The sequence below is a fragment of the Ruegeria sp. D7 genome (assembly GCF_056534355.1).
On sequence record NZ_JBQFPG010000003.1, the window covers coordinates 213,623 to 228,604 of the forward strand.

Annotated in this window: 17 protein-coding genes; 10 read left to right on the forward strand and 7 right to left on the reverse strand. The window is 55.7% G+C overall.

Annotated elements, in window-relative coordinates; all coding sequences use genetic code 11:
• Positions 1–9: 9 nt before the first annotated feature.
• Positions 10–1,527, forward strand: coding sequence for an ABC transporter permease subunit (locus tag ACRZ9U_RS06045; RefSeq protein ID WP_170402552.1), 1,518 nt, complete (start codon positions 10–12; stop codon positions 1,525–1,527).
• 331 nt (positions 1,528–1,858) lie between these two features.
• On the opposite strand, the gene ACRZ9U_RS06050 is transcribed toward ACRZ9U_RS06045, so the two are convergent.
• From ACRZ9U_RS06050 to urtA, 7 genes are all read right to left on the reverse strand, one after another.
• Complete coding sequence (locus ACRZ9U_RS06050) at positions 1,859–2,368, reverse strand: hypothetical protein (RefSeq protein ID WP_170402555.1); 510 nt, start codon at positions 2,366–2,368, stop codon at positions 1,859–1,861.
• Positions 2,323–2,820, reverse strand: coding sequence for a hypothetical protein (locus tag ACRZ9U_RS06055; protein WP_170746918.1), 498 nt, complete (start codon positions 2,818–2,820; stop codon positions 2,323–2,325). The genes ACRZ9U_RS06050 and ACRZ9U_RS06055 overlap by 46 nt, the downstream gene beginning before the upstream one ends.
• A gap of 292 nt (positions 2,821–3,112) precedes the next feature.
• A complete protein-coding gene (urtE, locus tag ACRZ9U_RS06060; RefSeq protein WP_170402562.1) occupies positions 3,113–3,808 on the reverse strand; it encodes an urea ABC transporter ATP-binding subunit UrtE in 696 nt (231 codons plus the stop codon).
• A gap of 3 nt (positions 3,809–3,811) precedes the next feature.
• A complete protein-coding gene (gene urtD / locus ACRZ9U_RS06065; protein ID WP_170402565.1) occupies positions 3,812–4,552 on the reverse strand; it encodes an urea ABC transporter ATP-binding protein UrtD in 741 nt (246 codons plus the stop codon).
• A complete protein-coding gene (urtC, locus tag ACRZ9U_RS06070; RefSeq protein ID WP_170402569.1) occupies positions 4,549–5,778 on the reverse strand; it encodes an urea ABC transporter permease subunit UrtC in 1,230 nt (409 codons plus the stop codon). Before urtC ends, urtD begins: the two co-directional genes overlap by 4 nt.
• A 3-nt stretch (positions 5,779–5,781) precedes the next feature.
• Positions 5,782–7,734, reverse strand: a complete 1,953-nt coding sequence (gene urtB, locus ACRZ9U_RS06075; RefSeq protein WP_170402572.1) for an urea ABC transporter permease subunit UrtB — start codon at positions 7,732–7,734, stop codon at positions 5,782–5,784.
• Positions 7,735–7,796: 62 nt separating this feature from the next.
• Positions 7,797–9,077, reverse strand: coding sequence for an urea ABC transporter substrate-binding protein (gene urtA / locus ACRZ9U_RS06080; protein WP_170392782.1), 1,281 nt, complete (start codon positions 9,075–9,077; stop codon positions 7,797–7,799).
• A gap of 395 nt (positions 9,078–9,472) precedes the next feature.
• Between urtA and ACRZ9U_RS06085 the strand changes: the two genes are divergently transcribed.
• From ACRZ9U_RS06085 to ureG, 9 genes are all read left to right on the forward strand, one after another.
• Positions 9,473–10,288 (forward strand): urease accessory protein UreD, encoded by an 816-nt coding sequence (locus ACRZ9U_RS06085; RefSeq protein WP_480901424.1) that lies wholly within the window; start codon positions 9,473–9,475, stop codon positions 10,286–10,288.
• Position 10,289: 1 nt separating this feature from the next.
• Positions 10,290–10,592: an urease subunit gamma gene (locus tag ACRZ9U_RS06090; protein WP_170402575.1), complete on the forward strand. Its 303-nt coding sequence runs from the start codon at positions 10,290–10,292 to the stop codon at positions 10,590–10,592.
• A 14-nt stretch (positions 10,593–10,606) separates the two neighbouring features.
• Entirely contained in the window at positions 10,607–10,768 is a 162-nt protein-coding gene (locus ACRZ9U_RS06095) for a peptidase M23 (protein ID WP_170392785.1), read from the forward strand.
• Positions 10,765–11,070: an urease subunit beta gene (locus ACRZ9U_RS06100; RefSeq protein ID WP_170402578.1), complete on the forward strand. Its 306-nt coding sequence runs from the start codon at positions 10,765–10,767 to the stop codon at positions 11,068–11,070. Before ACRZ9U_RS06095 ends, ACRZ9U_RS06100 begins: the two co-directional genes overlap by 4 nt.
• Entirely contained in the window at positions 11,070–12,779 is a 1,710-nt protein-coding gene (gene ureC, locus ACRZ9U_RS06105; RefSeq protein ID WP_170402581.1) for an urease subunit alpha, read from the forward strand. The genes ACRZ9U_RS06100 and ureC overlap by 1 nt, the downstream gene beginning before the upstream one ends.
• A 121-nt stretch (positions 12,780–12,900) precedes the next feature.
• Entirely contained in the window at positions 12,901–13,125 is a 225-nt protein-coding gene (locus ACRZ9U_RS06110) for a DUF1127 domain-containing protein (protein ID WP_170392788.1), read from the forward strand.
• 28 nt (positions 13,126–13,153) lie between these two features.
• Positions 13,154–13,606 (forward strand): urease accessory protein UreE, encoded by a 453-nt coding sequence (gene ureE, locus ACRZ9U_RS06115; protein ID WP_170402584.1) that lies wholly within the window; start codon positions 13,154–13,156, stop codon positions 13,604–13,606.
• The gene (locus tag ACRZ9U_RS06120; RefSeq protein WP_170402587.1) at positions 13,590–14,243 is read left to right on the forward strand and encodes an urease accessory UreF family protein; all 654 of its coding nucleotides are present in this window, start codon (positions 13,590–13,592) and stop codon (positions 14,241–14,243) included. The genes ureE and ACRZ9U_RS06120 overlap by 17 nt, the downstream gene beginning before the upstream one ends.
• Positions 14,240–14,869 carry an urease accessory protein UreG gene (gene ureG / locus ACRZ9U_RS06125; RefSeq protein ID WP_170392791.1) on the forward strand — a complete coding sequence of 210 codons (630 nt, stop codon included), beginning with the start codon at positions 14,240–14,242 and terminating at the stop codon, positions 14,867–14,869. Before ACRZ9U_RS06120 ends, ureG begins: the two co-directional genes overlap by 4 nt.
• Positions 14,870–14,982: the final 113 nt, after the last annotated feature.

Genomic DNA, 14,982 nt, shown 5'->3' on the forward strand with positions numbered 1-14,982 from the left:
GGCAACGATATGAAACATGTTGATACGCAACAGATCCAACCGGAAACCGCCGACCGCCTGAATGGGCTAATAGGAGATTTTGTCGGTCAGGGGAACGCCTATTACCAGAAGACCTTCGCCTATATGATGCAGGCCCCAGGCTATCGCTTTACATTAAACACAGCTGCAGCAATCCTCGGGCCGATCTGGTTTGGTGCACGCGGGCTGTGGTCGTGGTTTCTCGGGTTTTTGGTTCTGGAAACGCTGGCCTACATCCAGATCGGTCTGGGTTTGTTTGGTGATCTTGGGCGCGAGTTCCGCGAGCGGGCGGTACAGATCGAGCAGACACTGGAGCTGCGTCGACAGCAGATTGCAGCGGCGGAGCAATCCGGGTCGGCCACGTTGGAGTCGTTGAAACGCGCGGCGGAATCACTCGAAGGAGCTCTGGCTGGCGCGCAGGAGGCCGCACGCACAGCGGACTCTACCGGTGTCACGTATCTGATCATTGGGATCGCCCTTCTGCTGGCAGTCAAGTTTTTAGCTGCTTCGCTGGCCAACTGGACGCTTGAAGGTCAATTCGCGCGCTGGCGTTCAGACCCAAGTGTAGCCCACGGCTGGTCTATCTCTCGGCTGATTGTGGCGACGGCGTTGACCGTTGTGGTGGTGATACTGTCTATGATCAAATTTGCACAACCGGACGCGGTGGCTGTGCTCAAGACCTTCCCAACCAACCGGGACTGGCGTCTGAACGTAGGCGATGGTGTGCAAGCGGTGTTCGAGTGGACCAAGACAGCCGGGCGCGGCTTCTTTGATGGTCTGACCTATGGGATGCGCACCCTGCTGGACTGGATCGAGGTTGTGCTGGTCGATACCCCCTGGCCGGTCGTAGCTTTGGTGATCATCATGCTGGCTTACCTGTCGGCTGGTCCCCGTGTGGCGATCTTCACCGGAGCCGCGCTGGCCTATCTAGGCCTGCTGGATTTTTGGGAAAAGGCGATGACTACAATCGCCCTGTTGGGCGCCGCGGCGCTGATTTCGATCACGCTGGGCATTCCATTGGGTATCTATTGCGCCCGTCGCCCACGTGCTTTTGCTATCGTGCGGCCCATTCTAGATTTCATGCAGTCAATGCCCTCCTTCGTCTACTTGATCCCGGTGGTGGCTTTTATTGGATCTGGAAAGCCTGCGGGCGTAGTTGCAACCATGATTTTCGGTAGCCCTCCGGTAATCCGCTTTACCGTACTTGGCCTGCAGCAAGTCCCTGAAACTGTGCGGGAAGCCGCGTTGGCCTTTGGAGCAACGCCTCGTTACCTGCTATGGCGGGTAGACCTACCCTTGGCGCACAAGACCATCATGGCAGGTGTGAACCAGACTATCCTGATGTCTCTGGCAATGGTTGTAGTCGCCTCGCTGATCGGCGCCAAGGGTTTGGGCGAGGACGTGCTAGAGGCACTGCAATACGCAGCGGCGGGACAAGGAATTCTGGCCGGTTTGGCAATCTTGTTCTGCGCGTTAATCTTGGATCGGATTGTGGCCGGAAGAAAATAACAATTGTGGCAAACGCACGATCATCCGACTGAAGTTCTAAGTGTGTTTTCAAAGCCAGTAGGTGGCGGGCACTGATCACACCTGTGTTTGAGCCTCGTCTCAAAAAAAGACCCGGATGAAATCTGGTGGCTCGGCAAGTGGTCCCACCGTCACGAAATCGTTTTTCACACGCGACCGACTAGACGCAAATCCAATGCGCCGACTCGTAGCATCCTGAAAAACGCTGATCCAGAAAACCTTGTCGGGCCCGATGATCGCGAACCCCACCACTATTATTGATGAGCATGTGCGAAGGAGCATCAACTTTGCTCAGCCTCCTGCATTTATTGGTTCAAACAGTCGTTGAGACACTCAGCTTGGTTTGACGCTTTCCCCCCATCGTCAGTTTCCGAACAACATCTAGTGTCTCTTTCGGGTACACCCGAACAAAACCGGCTTCACAGGTGATCGTCTGAATTTCCCTTCGGTTCAGTGTCGGACCCAAATGGACCGCTGCTATCTCAAACTGCCGCGCAATTCGGCCCATCGTTACATAGTATTTTTCAAAAGCCTGAATACTCTCTTCAGTGATGTAGCAACGGTAGTGCTGCATGTCCGGGTTTCGCAGTTCTATCTGCTTAAGGTATCCAACTTCCCGCAATAGCCGGATTGACCTAACACTAATACTCATGCGTGCCGCCTCATCCGTAAGCGACAGATCGCCGGAGAACACGCGCTCCGATTTTTCCAAGATCTCATCGCAGTCGATCAGAAATCCAGCCAACCCATCCATGTCCGGGTCTCGCCAAACGCTGGTCAGTCGACCTGCTGCCCAATCGGCGACAAGGCGAGCCAGGGCCACCTTGCTTTGTCGGCTGTACTCCGAGAGAAGCAACCTATGACGGATGCAATGCGTAGGCCTTCAAGCCCAGTCAGCAGGGTTTGTACCCAGGATGAAGGCACATAGCGCAGAGACGTTCCAAAACGATAGGATTCCAGAACGTTATGCCGGATCAGTGCCTTAACCGAGACCGGATGGATATTCAGCTGGACTGCAGTGGATTTGATATGCTGCAAGCCAGACCAGAAGTCGAGCACGGCAGCCAGATTCTCATGGCTGACATCGTTCATGTTTGACAGGTCGCTCGCGTTTTGACCACGAAGATGGGCGAGAATACCTCGCACCCGAACCTCGCCGACCCCATGCAACTCCCGTACCCGTTCAAGCGTGATCAATTTGGGCGCTGTGATTTCAGCACTAACCATTCTTGCGCCGGCCTGCAGCGGATAGTTTTCGCGCATAAAATCCTGCACTCAGACCCTGAGGACCGCTGTAGCCGGATCCTCTATAGTAGTTATCAGTCAGGTGCCCTAATTGCAGTGCAAGTTGGGAAAGCGTCCATGTCGCACTTCAGCGCGATGTGAAGTCCGTCATCTAATCAAAAGCACTTGCTCTTCTACGCAGGAGACACCGAACGACGGGGTTTCAGAAGAAAATACAGTTTCAATCGAACGTGTTCAGAGGAACAAACTATTTCCTGGGCTTAGACTAAGCAAAATTTTGGATTTCATCCTTCAGTTCCGAAACCAATTTCAAGTATCAGCACTAGACTGTTACAGCCTGCAGCAACTCATCGCGTGTCACGTCTTCCCTGGTGCCGTTGATTATGACTTCTCCTCGTCGCAACGCGATAAATCTGTCGGCAAGTTCATAGGCAAAGTCAAAGTATTGCTCCACTAGAATGATTGCTATTCCTCTCGTGGTTCTGAGGTGTCGGATGACTTCGCCTATCTGTTGGATGATGTTGGGCTGAATACCTTCGGTCGGCTCGTCCAACAGAAGCAGGCGTGGTCGTGTTATCAATGCCCGTGCAATCGCCAGCTGTTGCTGCTGACCGCCAGAAAGGTCACCTCCGCGACGGTTTTGCATCTGTTTGAGGACCGGGAACATATCAAATATCTCACCTGGAATGAAATGTTCGCTGGCAGGCAGACAGGCATACCCCGTTTCAAGATTTTCGCGAACTGTGAGCAAAGGAATTATCTCACGACCTTGTGGGACATAGGCCACACCTTTCCACGCCATTTGATGAGCAGGCAGGACGCCCAGAATTTCCCCGTCCAGTTCCAAACTGCCGCCCGATCGCGGATGCGTACCTGATATTGCTTTCATAAGGCTGGTTTTTCCGACACCATTGGTCCCCATGACGCAAGTCACTTCACCTTGTCTGGCTTCCATGGAAATCCCGTTGAGGATTTGCGAATGCCCATAATGCAAAGTCAGTTCTGTTAGCTTCAGCATTGTTTAGCGCCCTAGATATACGTCGATGACGTCCTGGTTAGATGTCACGTGATCAAGACTGCCTTCAGCCAAGGCGGACCCTTCGTGTAGAACCGTGACTTTGCAATTCAGGCGTCGGACAAATTCCATATCGTGTTCCACCACGACAACGGCACGGGTTCTGGCGGCTTGTACCAGCAAGTCGGTGGTGTGTTCGCGCTCCTGCGGTGTCATGCCAGCGGCAGGTTCGTCCACGAGCAAAAGTCGTGGCTCCTGAGCCAGCAGCATACCAATTTCCAGCCACTGCTTTTGACCGTGGCTCAATTCACCAGCTTTGCGGCTTAGATTCTGATTCAGACCGATTTCGACAGCCAGATCTTCAACTTTTTGCAAATCTTCAGTGGAGGTTCGATAGAAAAGCACGTGAAGCCAGCCACGTTTGTTCTGAAGCGCCATCAACAGGTTTTCCTGCACGGTCTGGTCTTCGAAAACCGTGGGTTTCTGAAACTTCCTTCCGATCCCAGCCTGCGCGATCTTTGCCTCGGACAGCCCCAACAAAGATACCGATTTCTCCCCCCAGATGACACGTCCTTCATCGGGCCGGGTTTTACCTGTAATGATGTCCATGAACGTGGTCTTGCCTGCCCCGTTTGGGCCGATCACGGCGCGAAGCTCGGCCTCGCCGATCTGAAACGACAAGTTGTTGATAGCACGGAAACCATCGAAAGTGACCGAAACGCCGCTAACCTCAAGCAAAGTGCTCATTCGATGGACTCCTTCTCGCGCAGAGCGCCGTCATCCGGTCCCAGATTTGCCCCATGCCTGTCCGGGTGGCGGCTGTCGGTCCACAAGTCGAACAATCCTCCGATACCCTGCGGGGCGAACAGCGTAACCAACACAAAAGTTATGCCCAATAGCACCTGCCACCAGTCGACCCATTTGATCGTGTAAAATCCAAGCGGAATATCCGGGGCCTGTCCGCCCGTGAACCACGTGCTCAGAAGACTGACAAAAGCTGCACCAATTACCGCGCCATACAATCGGCCTCGTCCACCGATGGCGACCCAGACGGCCAAATAGATCGAGGCGATAGGGGCCATTTCCTCGGGATTGATGATGCCTGCTTGCGGGTAATAAAGCGCGCCGGCAATGGCTGCGATACAAGCAGTCAGGGTGAAGACGGCCAGCTTGAATACCTCGACTGAATAGCCAAGGAAGCGCACCCGTGCCTCGTTATCGCGAATGCCGCGGATGACCGAGCCGAACTTGCCTGACACGATCCAGGCTGCCAGCATATAGCCCAGACCCAAGGCCAGCGCCGAGGCCCAGAGGAACCAGATCGACACCACGTCCTGCGAGGCGGTGACACCTGGCAGGTTCTGCAGGCCGGACAAGCCGTTGTTCCCACGCAACCCGCTGTCGTTCTGAAACAGATACAGGGCCAGTGCCAACGTCATCGCCTGTGTCAGGATCGATAGGTATACACCGGTGACACGGCTCCGGAAAGCCAACCATCCGAAGACCAGCGCCAACAGACCCGGGACCAGCACAACCAGGATCAGTTGCAGGGTCAGGCTGTGGGAGAACGCCCAGATCAACGGAAACTCCGACGATCCGACAACGCCAAAGACTTGTGTTCCAATCGCGTCCACCACTTCGGACGACGTCGGTGGAATTTCGGCCTGTGCCAGCGAGTCGACCACGATCAGGCGGGTGCGTTCGTACATCAGCCACATGCCGATCATGTAGCCCCCCAGCCCGAAGAAGGCGAAGTGACCCAGTGACAGGATGCCGGTGAAGCCCCAGACCAGATCCATCGCCACTGCGATCAGGCAAAGGCACAGGGTTTTGCCCAGCGTTTTGACGAAACTGGTCGAGATTACACCGATCCCGAATCCCTCGGACAGGATGGTTACGCTCAGGGTGAACAGGGACAGGATGGCAAGAAAGACCAGCACGGATGGGTTCTTGGCGATAAAGCTGCGTTCCATGGCTCAATCCCCCGCCGCGCGACCCTTGAGGGCGATAATGCCCCGCGGCCGAAACTGGATGAAAATGATGATGAAGATGATCATGTAGGTTTGGGCCGCGAGGGTGTTCGACGGGTTCATCCACTCGATCCCCTTCTGCAAGAAGCCGATCATGCCCGCACCTGCAAGCGCGCCCCAGATGTTACCAACACCACCCACAACCACTGTCATGAAACTTTGCACGATATAGTCGCTGCCCAGATCGGACGTGACCTTGGCGAATAGGCCAATCGCGACCCCGGCGATGCCGGCAATGCCGGAGCCAAGCCCAAAGGTCAGCATATTCACTCGCCCGGGATTAATCCCCATTGACGCCGCCATGCGCGAGTTCTGCGTTACTGCACGCATCTCAAGCCCTAGCCTCGTCCGTTTGATGATGTAGAGGAAAAGTCCCAGAAAAATAAGCGCCAGAACGAAGATCGCAATGCGGATGTAGCTGATTGAAACCACGTCATTCAGCATCCACGAACCATCCAACCAATCGGGAGCAGTCAGCGGGCGCGCCTGCGTGCCAAAGATATTCTTGGCCAGCTGCTGTAGGGCAATTGAGATGCCGAACGTCGCCAGCAACGTCTCCAACGGGCGAGCGTAAAGCCAGCGGATCACCAACCGCTCCATAGCGACGCCCATCGCGAAGGTGACAGCAAAAGCCATTGGAATAGCGACCATGATCGAAAGCGTATGATCAGGGATAATCTGCTGCACCACGTATCCGGTATAAGCACCCATCATGATGAACTCGCCATGGGCCATGTTGATCACGCCCATCACGCCGAAGGTGATGGCCAGACCGATGGCGGCGAGGAAATAGATCGACGCCAGTGAGATCGCGTCCAGCGTCAGGTCGAGTGCTTGGTTCAGGCCGACCTTCAGTTCGATCTGTTGCAGGGCTTTCTCTGCTGCTTCAGTGACCTCGGCAGATGGCTCACTGTAGGTTTCGAAGAATACATGCGTGTTAACTGCAGCGTTGACATCCGCGTTCGTGACTAAGGCTGGCACAGCCCCCGCCTCTGCCAGAGAGGTATACGCACGCGCGCGCATTGCATCTGAATTCAGCTGTGCGACGGGAGTACCACCTACACGACCACCTTCTATATTGGCCGCCAGTGCCGATCTGATATCTTCCGCCGAAACACGCGGTGCGGCCAGGTTTCCTGCAACGAGCAAGTCATATGCTTCGTCAGATTTTAAGGCGTCTGACCCCGCTTCAAGAATAACGGCGACGTTCAGGTCCTGGGGCAATTCGGTAGCGGCTTGGCGGGCAGTGACGACCAACGGGTTCAGAGCCGCACGAACGTCTACGCCCAGATCGCCGGACATTTCTTTGATCGCCGCCACGCGGGCTGCGGTATCTTCGTCAAAACCAATCGTCAGCAACCGTTCCAGCCGCTGCTTTTGCGCCTTCAATTCTGCTTCGGGTTCATCCCCTATCGAAGCGCGAAGTGGCTCCAAGAGTGCACTTTCGGGATCACGTTGGATGGATTGCAATGCGGCCAAACGTTTTGCGCGATCCGGATCGGTCAGTTGGAACTGGACCAGAGCGGTCCCGATCATCGCGCGGATACCGCTGTTGGGCTTCAGCTGCCTAAGCTCGGATTTCTCAAATGTACCGACGACTTCTCCGGTATCGAAGTCGGTCAATTCATACGACCGCCCCTCTCCTTTCTGGCCAGAAAAGAACAGACCGTCCGACTTGCGCATCCACATGTTCTTGGCTGCCCATGTCTCAAGCATCACTTGCGCCTGAGGCAAGCCGCTTGACGCAATCGCATCAATCGCCGGTTTGATCGTCTTGCGCGAGCTTTTGGCGATGATCTCCTGATGCTCTTGCAGGATCGGTTGTAGACCGACCTCTTGAGCGTTGGCAGTCAGGCAGGCGCACAGGATTGCGAGGCCCGCAAGGAAAAGTCGTACCATGTGGTGAAACCCGAATGTCTTTTGTGGCAAGGCGGGCAAACAAACCCGCCTTGCGTGGTCTGTTAGTAGTTCGACAGGGTCTGAACGCAGGTCTTGGTCTCGGTGTTGTACATACCGCAACCCAGCTCTTTCCAATCCGAGACGAGCACAGCCGACTCCGGCAGGAAGTCGGTCCAGGCGTCACCCGGCACGACATCAGTCTCACTGATGATATCGAACTGGCCGTCTTCCTGAATCTCGCCGATCAGAACCGGTTTCGCGAGGTGATGGTTCGGCAGCATCACAGCGGTGCCTCCGGTCAGGTTCGGGAATTCCTGCCCATACATCGCGGCGCGCACGGCATCGACTTCGGTCGAACCGGCCTCGGTCGCGGCGTTTACCCACATGTTGAAGCCGATGTAATGCGCCTCCATCGGGTCATTGGTCACACGTTCATCACCCATGGTGGCTTTCCAGGTGTCCACAAATTCCGCGTTGGCCTCAGTATCCGCCGACTGGAAGTAGTTCCAAGCGGCGAGGTGACCGACGAGGTTGGTGGTATCCAAACCGGACAGTTCTTCCTCACCGACCGAGAAGGCCACGACCGGAATGTCATCTGCCGAAACACCAGCCGCTGCCAGTTCCTTGTAAAAACCAATATTGGCGTCACCATTGATGGTCGAGATCACACCGACTTTTTTACCATCCGCGCCCAGCGCGACCACGTCCGCCACGATCTTGGACCAGTCGGAATGGCCGAAAGGCGTGTAATTAACGAAGATATCTGCTTCCGCGATACCTTTTTGCTTCAGATAGCTTTCCAAGATATTGTTGGTGGTCCTGGGGTAGACATAGTCTGTGCCGAGCAGAGCGAATTTCTCGACCCCGAGTTCCTCCAGGAAATAGTCCGTGGCGGGGATGGCCTGTTGGTTCGGAGCGGCACCGGTATAAAAGACGTTTTTAGAGCTTTCTTCGCCCTCATACTGGACCGGATAGAACAGAAGACCGTTTAGTTCCTCGATCACTGGCAGAACCGACTTGCGGCTCACCGAAGTCCAATTGCCAAAGATTACATCCACCTCGTGGACGGTTAGCAGCTCACGCGCTTTTTCGGCAAACAGAGGCCAGTCAGAGGCCGGGTCGACCACGACAGCTTCAAGCTGTTTACCCAACAGACCGCCCTTGGCGTTTTGCTGGTCAATCAGCATCAGCATGGTGTCTTTCAACGTCGTTTCCGAGATCGCCATCGTACCGGAAAGCGAATGCAGCACTCCAACCTTGATAGTGTCTTCGGTCGACAAGGCGGCGGTGGCCATGACAGCAAATACTGCCGATCCGGCGAGTGTGGATTTGAGCGATTTCATGTGATCCTCCTGGCGGGGCCGGGAGAGAGGGCTTGCACAAAGGCACACTCTTCTTCTACCTGATCCCCGCAACTGTTGTTGCGTTCCGTGTGGCGGTTGTGTTCGAGGTCCAATTCGCGCAGCCGTCACACACCCCCGGGTCATCTCCGCGGTGGCACCCATACGGTTTCTGCATCGCAGCAAGCTTGGCAACTTACCTTTAACCCAATTCGGAAAATCGGCGCGATCCGCCTATTTTTTCATCCAAGACCGAGGTCGCTGTCTAAAATTTAGCCGCGCGATGTCGAATTAAGCAGATTTCGACTCTGTAGATTAGTGTTCCGCCCCTTCAACAGAGAAACAAGTGGCACTAATCAAAGCTCCAAAGGTGCCCTATTACCCACGTTGCAGCCATATTGCCCACGCACAGTGCTATTCCACCGCGCGCTGCAGGCGCCGTCAGTTTGATTACCAAGCAATTGGGTGACAGGACGGTGCTGAACAAGTTTCGCCAGTCCGGGTCTTATAAATGTCTGTTCCCCAGAACCAACACACCTGATCTTGACGCGGTTCTTCTTAACACGGCAGGCGGCGTAACCGGAGGCGACTCATTTCGACTTTCCGGTAAGGCAGCAAAAGGAACGGCGCTGACTTTGACAACACAAGCCTGCGAGCGCGCCTACAAGGCCAAGCCGCAAGAATGTGGCCAGATTACCAATCATCTGACTGTTGAGACTGAAGCCCGGCTGAACTGGTTGCCGCAAGAGACTATTCTGTTCAATGGCAGCGCTCTGGAGCGACGCCTGAAAATCGAGATGGCGCCAGATGCCGAGATGCTGATGGTAGAGCCGCTGGTCTTCGGCCGCATTGCGATGGGCGAGACGCTGACCGATATCCGCCTAAACGATCGGATCGAGATACGGTTCCAAGGGAAAAAAGTGTTCCTTGACGCGATCCAGTTCTCGGGTGATTGGCACAAACATCTGTCCAAACCGCATATTGCAAACGGCGCGGGCGCGATGGCGTTGATCGTTTTTGTATCGGAGTCAGCCGAAGGCCATCTGAATGCCATTCGTCAGATGCTGCCCGACACCGCAGGTGCGACTATGATCCGCAATGACCTGTTGGTTGCTCGTGTTCTTGCCGAAAACAGCTTTGCCCTCCGTGGCACATTGATGCCGATCTTGCGACGGTTGAACAAAGACACGCTACCTCGATGCTGGATGCTTTGACATGAACCTGACCCCTCGCGAAAAAGACAAACTGTTGGTCGCCATGGCCGCCGAAGTCGCCCGCAAACGCCTGGACCGCGGCGTCAAACTGAACCACCCCGAGGCGATCGCCCTGATCACCGATGCCGTGGTCGAAGGTGCACGCGATGGGCGTTCAGTTGCTGACATAATGCAAGCCGGGGCCGAGGTGATCACCCGAGAGCAATGCATGGAAGGTGTGCCCGAAATGATCCACGAAGTTCAGGTCGAAGCCACCTTTCCAGATGGCACCAAGCTGGTGACCGTCCACAACCCCATTCGCTGAAAAAGGAAACCAATATGACACGCATGCTTTTCCCCGCCCTGATCTTCGCTGGCCCGGCAGCCGCCCATAATGGAACGCATATCCACGCGCACGGCACCGATTATGCGGCGATGGGGGTTGGGCTGGCGGTTGTTGCGCTGGCTGCTGTCGCGCTGATCACAAAGCTGAACAAATGATCCCCGGGGAGCTGTTCCCGGCTGATGGTGAAATTACCCTGAACCCCGACACTGATGCGATCACTTTGATGGTCGCCAACACCGGCGACCGCCCGGTTCAAGTAGGCTCACACTACCATTTCGCCGAAACCAACCCGGCGCTCGACTTTGACCGAACTGCCGCGCGTGGCCTGCGCCTGGACATTGCGCCAGGCACCGCTGTGCGGTTCGAACCGGGGCAGGCCCGCGAAGTTTCGCTGATCCCGATCAGTGGTGCGCGCAGGGTCTACGGCTTCAATCAAAAGGTCATGGGGGCACTCTGATGCCAACAAAAATCAAGCGCTCAGACTACGCCGCGATGTTCGGTCCCACCACCGGGGATAAGCTGCGGCTGGCCGACACCGATCTTGTGATCGAGGTCGAACGTGATCTGGCCAGCTATGGCGAAGAGGTCAAGTTTGGTGGCGGAAAGGTAATCCGCGACGGGATGGGGCAATCTCAGACCACGCGCGCCGAAGGCGCTGTGGATACGGTCATCACCAATGCTCTGATCGTTGATCACTCGGGCATCTACAAGGCCGACGTTGGCCTGAAAGACGGGCGGATCGCCAAGATCGGCAAGGCGGGAAACCCCGATACACAACCCGGTGTCGACATCGTCATAGGACCCGGAACCGAGGCCATTGCTGGCGAGGGTCGTATCTTAACAGCAGGTGGGTTCGACAGTCATATTCACTTCATCTGCCCGCAACAGATCGAAGATGCGCTGCATTCCGGCCTGACCACCATGCTTGGCGGTGGCACCGGGCCGGCACATGGCACTTTGGCGACCACTTGCACCCCCGGTCCGTGGCATATCGGGCGGATGTTGCAGGCGGCGGATGCTTTCCCGATGAATCTGGCCTTTGCGGGTAAGGGCAACGCTTCGCTACCTGCCGCGCTAGAAGAACAGGTTAAGGCCGGGGCCTGTGCGCTGAAGCTGCACGAGGATTGGGGCACCACCCCCGCTGCCATCGACTGTTGCCTGTCGGTGGCCGACGCGATGGATGTTCAGGTGATGATCCACACCGATACGCTGAACGAATCCGGCTTTGTCGAAAACACTGTGGCGGCCATGAAAGGCCGTACAATCCACGCCTTCCACACCGAGGGTGCAGGTGGTGGCCACGCCCCAGATATCATCAAGATCTGTGGCGAGAACCATGTGTTGCCGTCCTCGACCAACCCGACGCGACCCTTCACGGTGAACACAGTCGAAGAGCATCTGGACATGCTGATGGTCTGTCATCACCTCGACAAGTCCATCCCCGAGGACGTGGCCTTTGCCGAGAGCCGCATCCGGCGCGAAACCATCGCGGCCGAGGACATCCTGCATGACATGGGCGCCTTCAGCATCATCGCTTCTGACAGTCAGGCCATGGGGCGCGTAGGCGAAGTTCTGATCCGCACCTGGCAAACCGCTGACAAAATGAAAAAACAGCGCGGACGTCTACCCGAAGAAACCGGTGAGAACGACAACTTTCGCGTCCGCCGCTATATTGCCAAATACACGATCAACCCTGCTATTGCCCATGGGCTCAGCCACGAGATCGGGAGCATCGAGGAAGGCAAACGCGCCGACCTCGTCCTTTGGAACCCGGCCTTTTTCGGGGTGAAGCCCGAGATGGTTCTGCTGGGCGGCACCATAGCCTGCGCGCAAATGGGCGATCCCAACGCGTCGATCCCTACACCGCAGCCGGTTTATAGTCGGCCGATGTTTGGCGCTTACGGACGGTCAGTGGAAAACTCGGCGATCACATTTGTCTCGCAGGCGGCCCATGCGGATGGGATCGGTGATACACTGGGATTGGCAAAGCAAACCGTCGCCGTCCAAAACACACGAGAAATTGGCAAGCAGGATCTTCTGCTGAACAACGCGACACCGCATGTCGAGGTCGACCCGGAAACCTACGAGGTGCGTGCGGATGGCGAATTGCTGACTTGCCAACCCGCCGAAACGCTGCCGATGGCGCAACGATATTTTTTATTCTGATCAAAAAATGTGCTGCGTTGCGGCGCGTGCAAGGCAGCAATGACCAAATACGCACTTCTAAGTGAGGCCAATATGACAGATATAAAAACCCATGGGAGGACCAACGTTTACGAGGGTCCAAATGGCACACTCAGCAACACATACAAACACGCGCTTTTCGCTGGCCGGTTTAATCGTATCCATCGGGTCGTCAATTTACTCGGCCCTGATCAGCGTAGCCGAAGCTCAATCTCGCGTCCGGCAAGTCGAATTCCTGCAATCGCTCAGCGACGAAGAGTTGAAAAACCGCGGTCTGACGCGCGAACGGATCGTGCACCGAGTGTTCTCGGACTCAATCTGGCTCTGAATATTCCCGCTGCAGAGGAGGTGATGGTATGACCGCCCTGCTCTGCACTGCGCGCCAGTATTCGGATCACACGCATGGCGATCCGGCAGACTGTCTCTCGTTGACCTACGACAACCGTTTTTTGCGGCGTAAGGTTCTTACCTGCGAAAGCGGCGAACAGATTCTCATCGATCTCGCGCAAACGACCTCACTGAACCACGGTGGCGCGTTGGTTTTGGACGACGGTCGCGAAGTGGAAATACAGGCAGCACCGGAAGTGTTGCTGGAGGTAAAAGCACCGGACCTGACACGTATCGCCTGGCATATCGGCAATCGGCACACGCCTTGTCAGATTGAAAAGACTCGCCTGTTGATCCAAGTCGATCACGTCATCCGTGATATGCTTCTTAAAATCGGAGCAAAAGTGCGAGAGGTGAATGAACCATTCACCCCCGAAGGCGGGGCCTATGGCCACGGCAGGACCCATGGCCACACCCACTGACGCCGACATCCTGACGCTGACACAATGGTTGTCCCCTGCCTATCCTGTTGGGGGGTTTGCCTACTCTCACGGGCTTGAAGCTGCGATTGACGGGGGAACTGTCGCGAATTCTCGGGATACTGAAGCCTGGATTTCAGATGTGCTGGAACATGGCTCTGGGTGGAATGATGCCGTGTTCGTTGTGGCGGCCTTCAACGCGCATGACAAAGAAGAACTGATCAACGTCGATATCGCGGCGCGCGCCTTTTGTGCGACATCCGAAAGGCTCATGGAAACCGAATTGCTGGGACAGGCCTTCGGAAATGTCACCAAAGGTGTCTGGGAATTGGACCTTGGGCAATTCACCTACCCCGTCTCAATTGGACGGGCTGCAAGACTTCAAAACCTTCCCTTGCTGCTGACGACCAAGATGTTTCTGCAAGCATTCGCAAGCAACCTTGTCGCCTGTGCGACGCGCCTTGTACCACTGGGACAGACCGATGCGCAGCGGTTGATCCGCCAGCTGACACCGTTGTGCGCCCAGATTGCTGAAAGGGCAAAAAAGGCGAGCCTGGATGAGTTAAGCTCTACCGCGTTCTTGGGGGACATTGCGGCCATGAAGCACGAAACACAATATTCGAGGATTTTCCGCACATGACCAGTATGAACGGCCCGCTTCGCGTAGGTATTGGAGGCCCAGTAGGAGCCGGAAAAACCACTTTGACCGCCGCCTTGTCTGAAGCGCTGCGCGATGTCTGTTCGGTGGGAGTTATTACTAACGACATATATACGCAGGAAGATGCCGAAGCGCTGATGCGCATGCAGGTCCTGCCGCGGGACAGGATCATCGGCGTCGAAACTGGCGGTTGCCCGCATACAGCAATTCGCGAAGACGCCTCGATCAATTTGGCCGCCGTCGCCGAGATGCAGACACGTCATCCGGATCTCGATATTGTTTTGATTGAAAGCGGAGGCGACAATCTATCAGCCACATTCAGCCCGGAACTGGCGGATCTGACCATCTACGTGATCGATGTCGCTGCAGGCGAAGAAATACCCAGGAAAGGCGGGCCGGCGATTACGAAATCAGACATCCTTGTAATCAACAAGACCGACCTTGCACCGCATGTTGGCGCTTCGCTGCAGGTTATGGAACGTGATGCGAAAATGATGCGTAAAGGAAGGCCCTTCTTGTTTTCGTCACTTCGTCACAGAAGCGGGGTCGACGCAATTGTGGATCTGCTTGTGAAAGGCGGAGGTTTAAGAATTTCGGAAGCGAATTAGTCCCAGAGACGAAGAAGCCAAGGCATCGATGCCCAAAGCCGTATGGAGAAGCCGAACACACGAACGTCATTTTCGCATTTGTCTGGATTTAATATTTTGGTTTTGATTACTGG

Coding starts and splice junctions, on each gene's coding strand:
- ACRZ9U_RS06045 (WP_170402552.1), top strand. CDS start 10: ATGAAACATGTTGATACGCAACAGATCCAACCGGAAACCGCCGACCGC.
- urtE (WP_170402562.1), bottom strand. CDS start 3,808: ATGCTGAAGCTAACAGAACTGACTTTGCATTATGGGCATTCGCAAATC.
- urtD (WP_170402565.1), bottom strand. CDS start 4,552: ATGAGCACTTTGCTTGAGGTTAGCGGCGTTTCGGTCACTTTCGATGGT.
- urtC (WP_170402569.1), bottom strand. CDS start 5,778: ATGGAACGCAGCTTTATCGCCAAGAACCCATCCGTGCTGGTCTTTCTT.
- urtB (WP_170402572.1), bottom strand. CDS start 7,734: ATGGTACGACTTTTCCTTGCGGGCCTCGCAATCCTGTGCGCCTGCCTG.
- urtA (WP_170392782.1), bottom strand. CDS start 9,077: ATGAAATCGCTCAAATCCACACTCGCCGGATCGGCAGTATTTGCTGTC.
- ACRZ9U_RS06090 (WP_170402575.1), top strand. CDS start 10,290: ATGAACCTGACCCCTCGCGAAAAAGACAAACTGTTGGTCGCCATGGCC.
- ACRZ9U_RS06095 (WP_170392785.1), top strand. CDS start 10,607: ATGACACGCATGCTTTTCCCCGCCCTGATCTTCGCTGGCCCGGCAGCC.
- ACRZ9U_RS06100 (WP_170402578.1), top strand. CDS start 10,765: ATGATCCCCGGGGAGCTGTTCCCGGCTGATGGTGAAATTACCCTGAAC.
- ureC (WP_170402581.1), top strand. CDS start 11,070: ATGCCAACAAAAATCAAGCGCTCAGACTACGCCGCGATGTTCGGTCCC.
- ACRZ9U_RS06110 (WP_170392788.1), top strand. CDS start 12,901: ATGGCACACTCAGCAACACATACAAACACGCGCTTTTCGCTGGCCGGT.
- ureE (WP_170402584.1), top strand. CDS start 13,154: ATGACCGCCCTGCTCTGCACTGCGCGCCAGTATTCGGATCACACGCAT.
- ACRZ9U_RS06120 (WP_170402587.1), top strand. CDS start 13,590: ATGGCCACACCCACTGACGCCGACATCCTGACGCTGACACAATGGTTG.
- ureG (WP_170392791.1), top strand. CDS start 14,240: ATGACCAGTATGAACGGCCCGCTTCGCGTAGGTATTGGAGGCCCAGTA.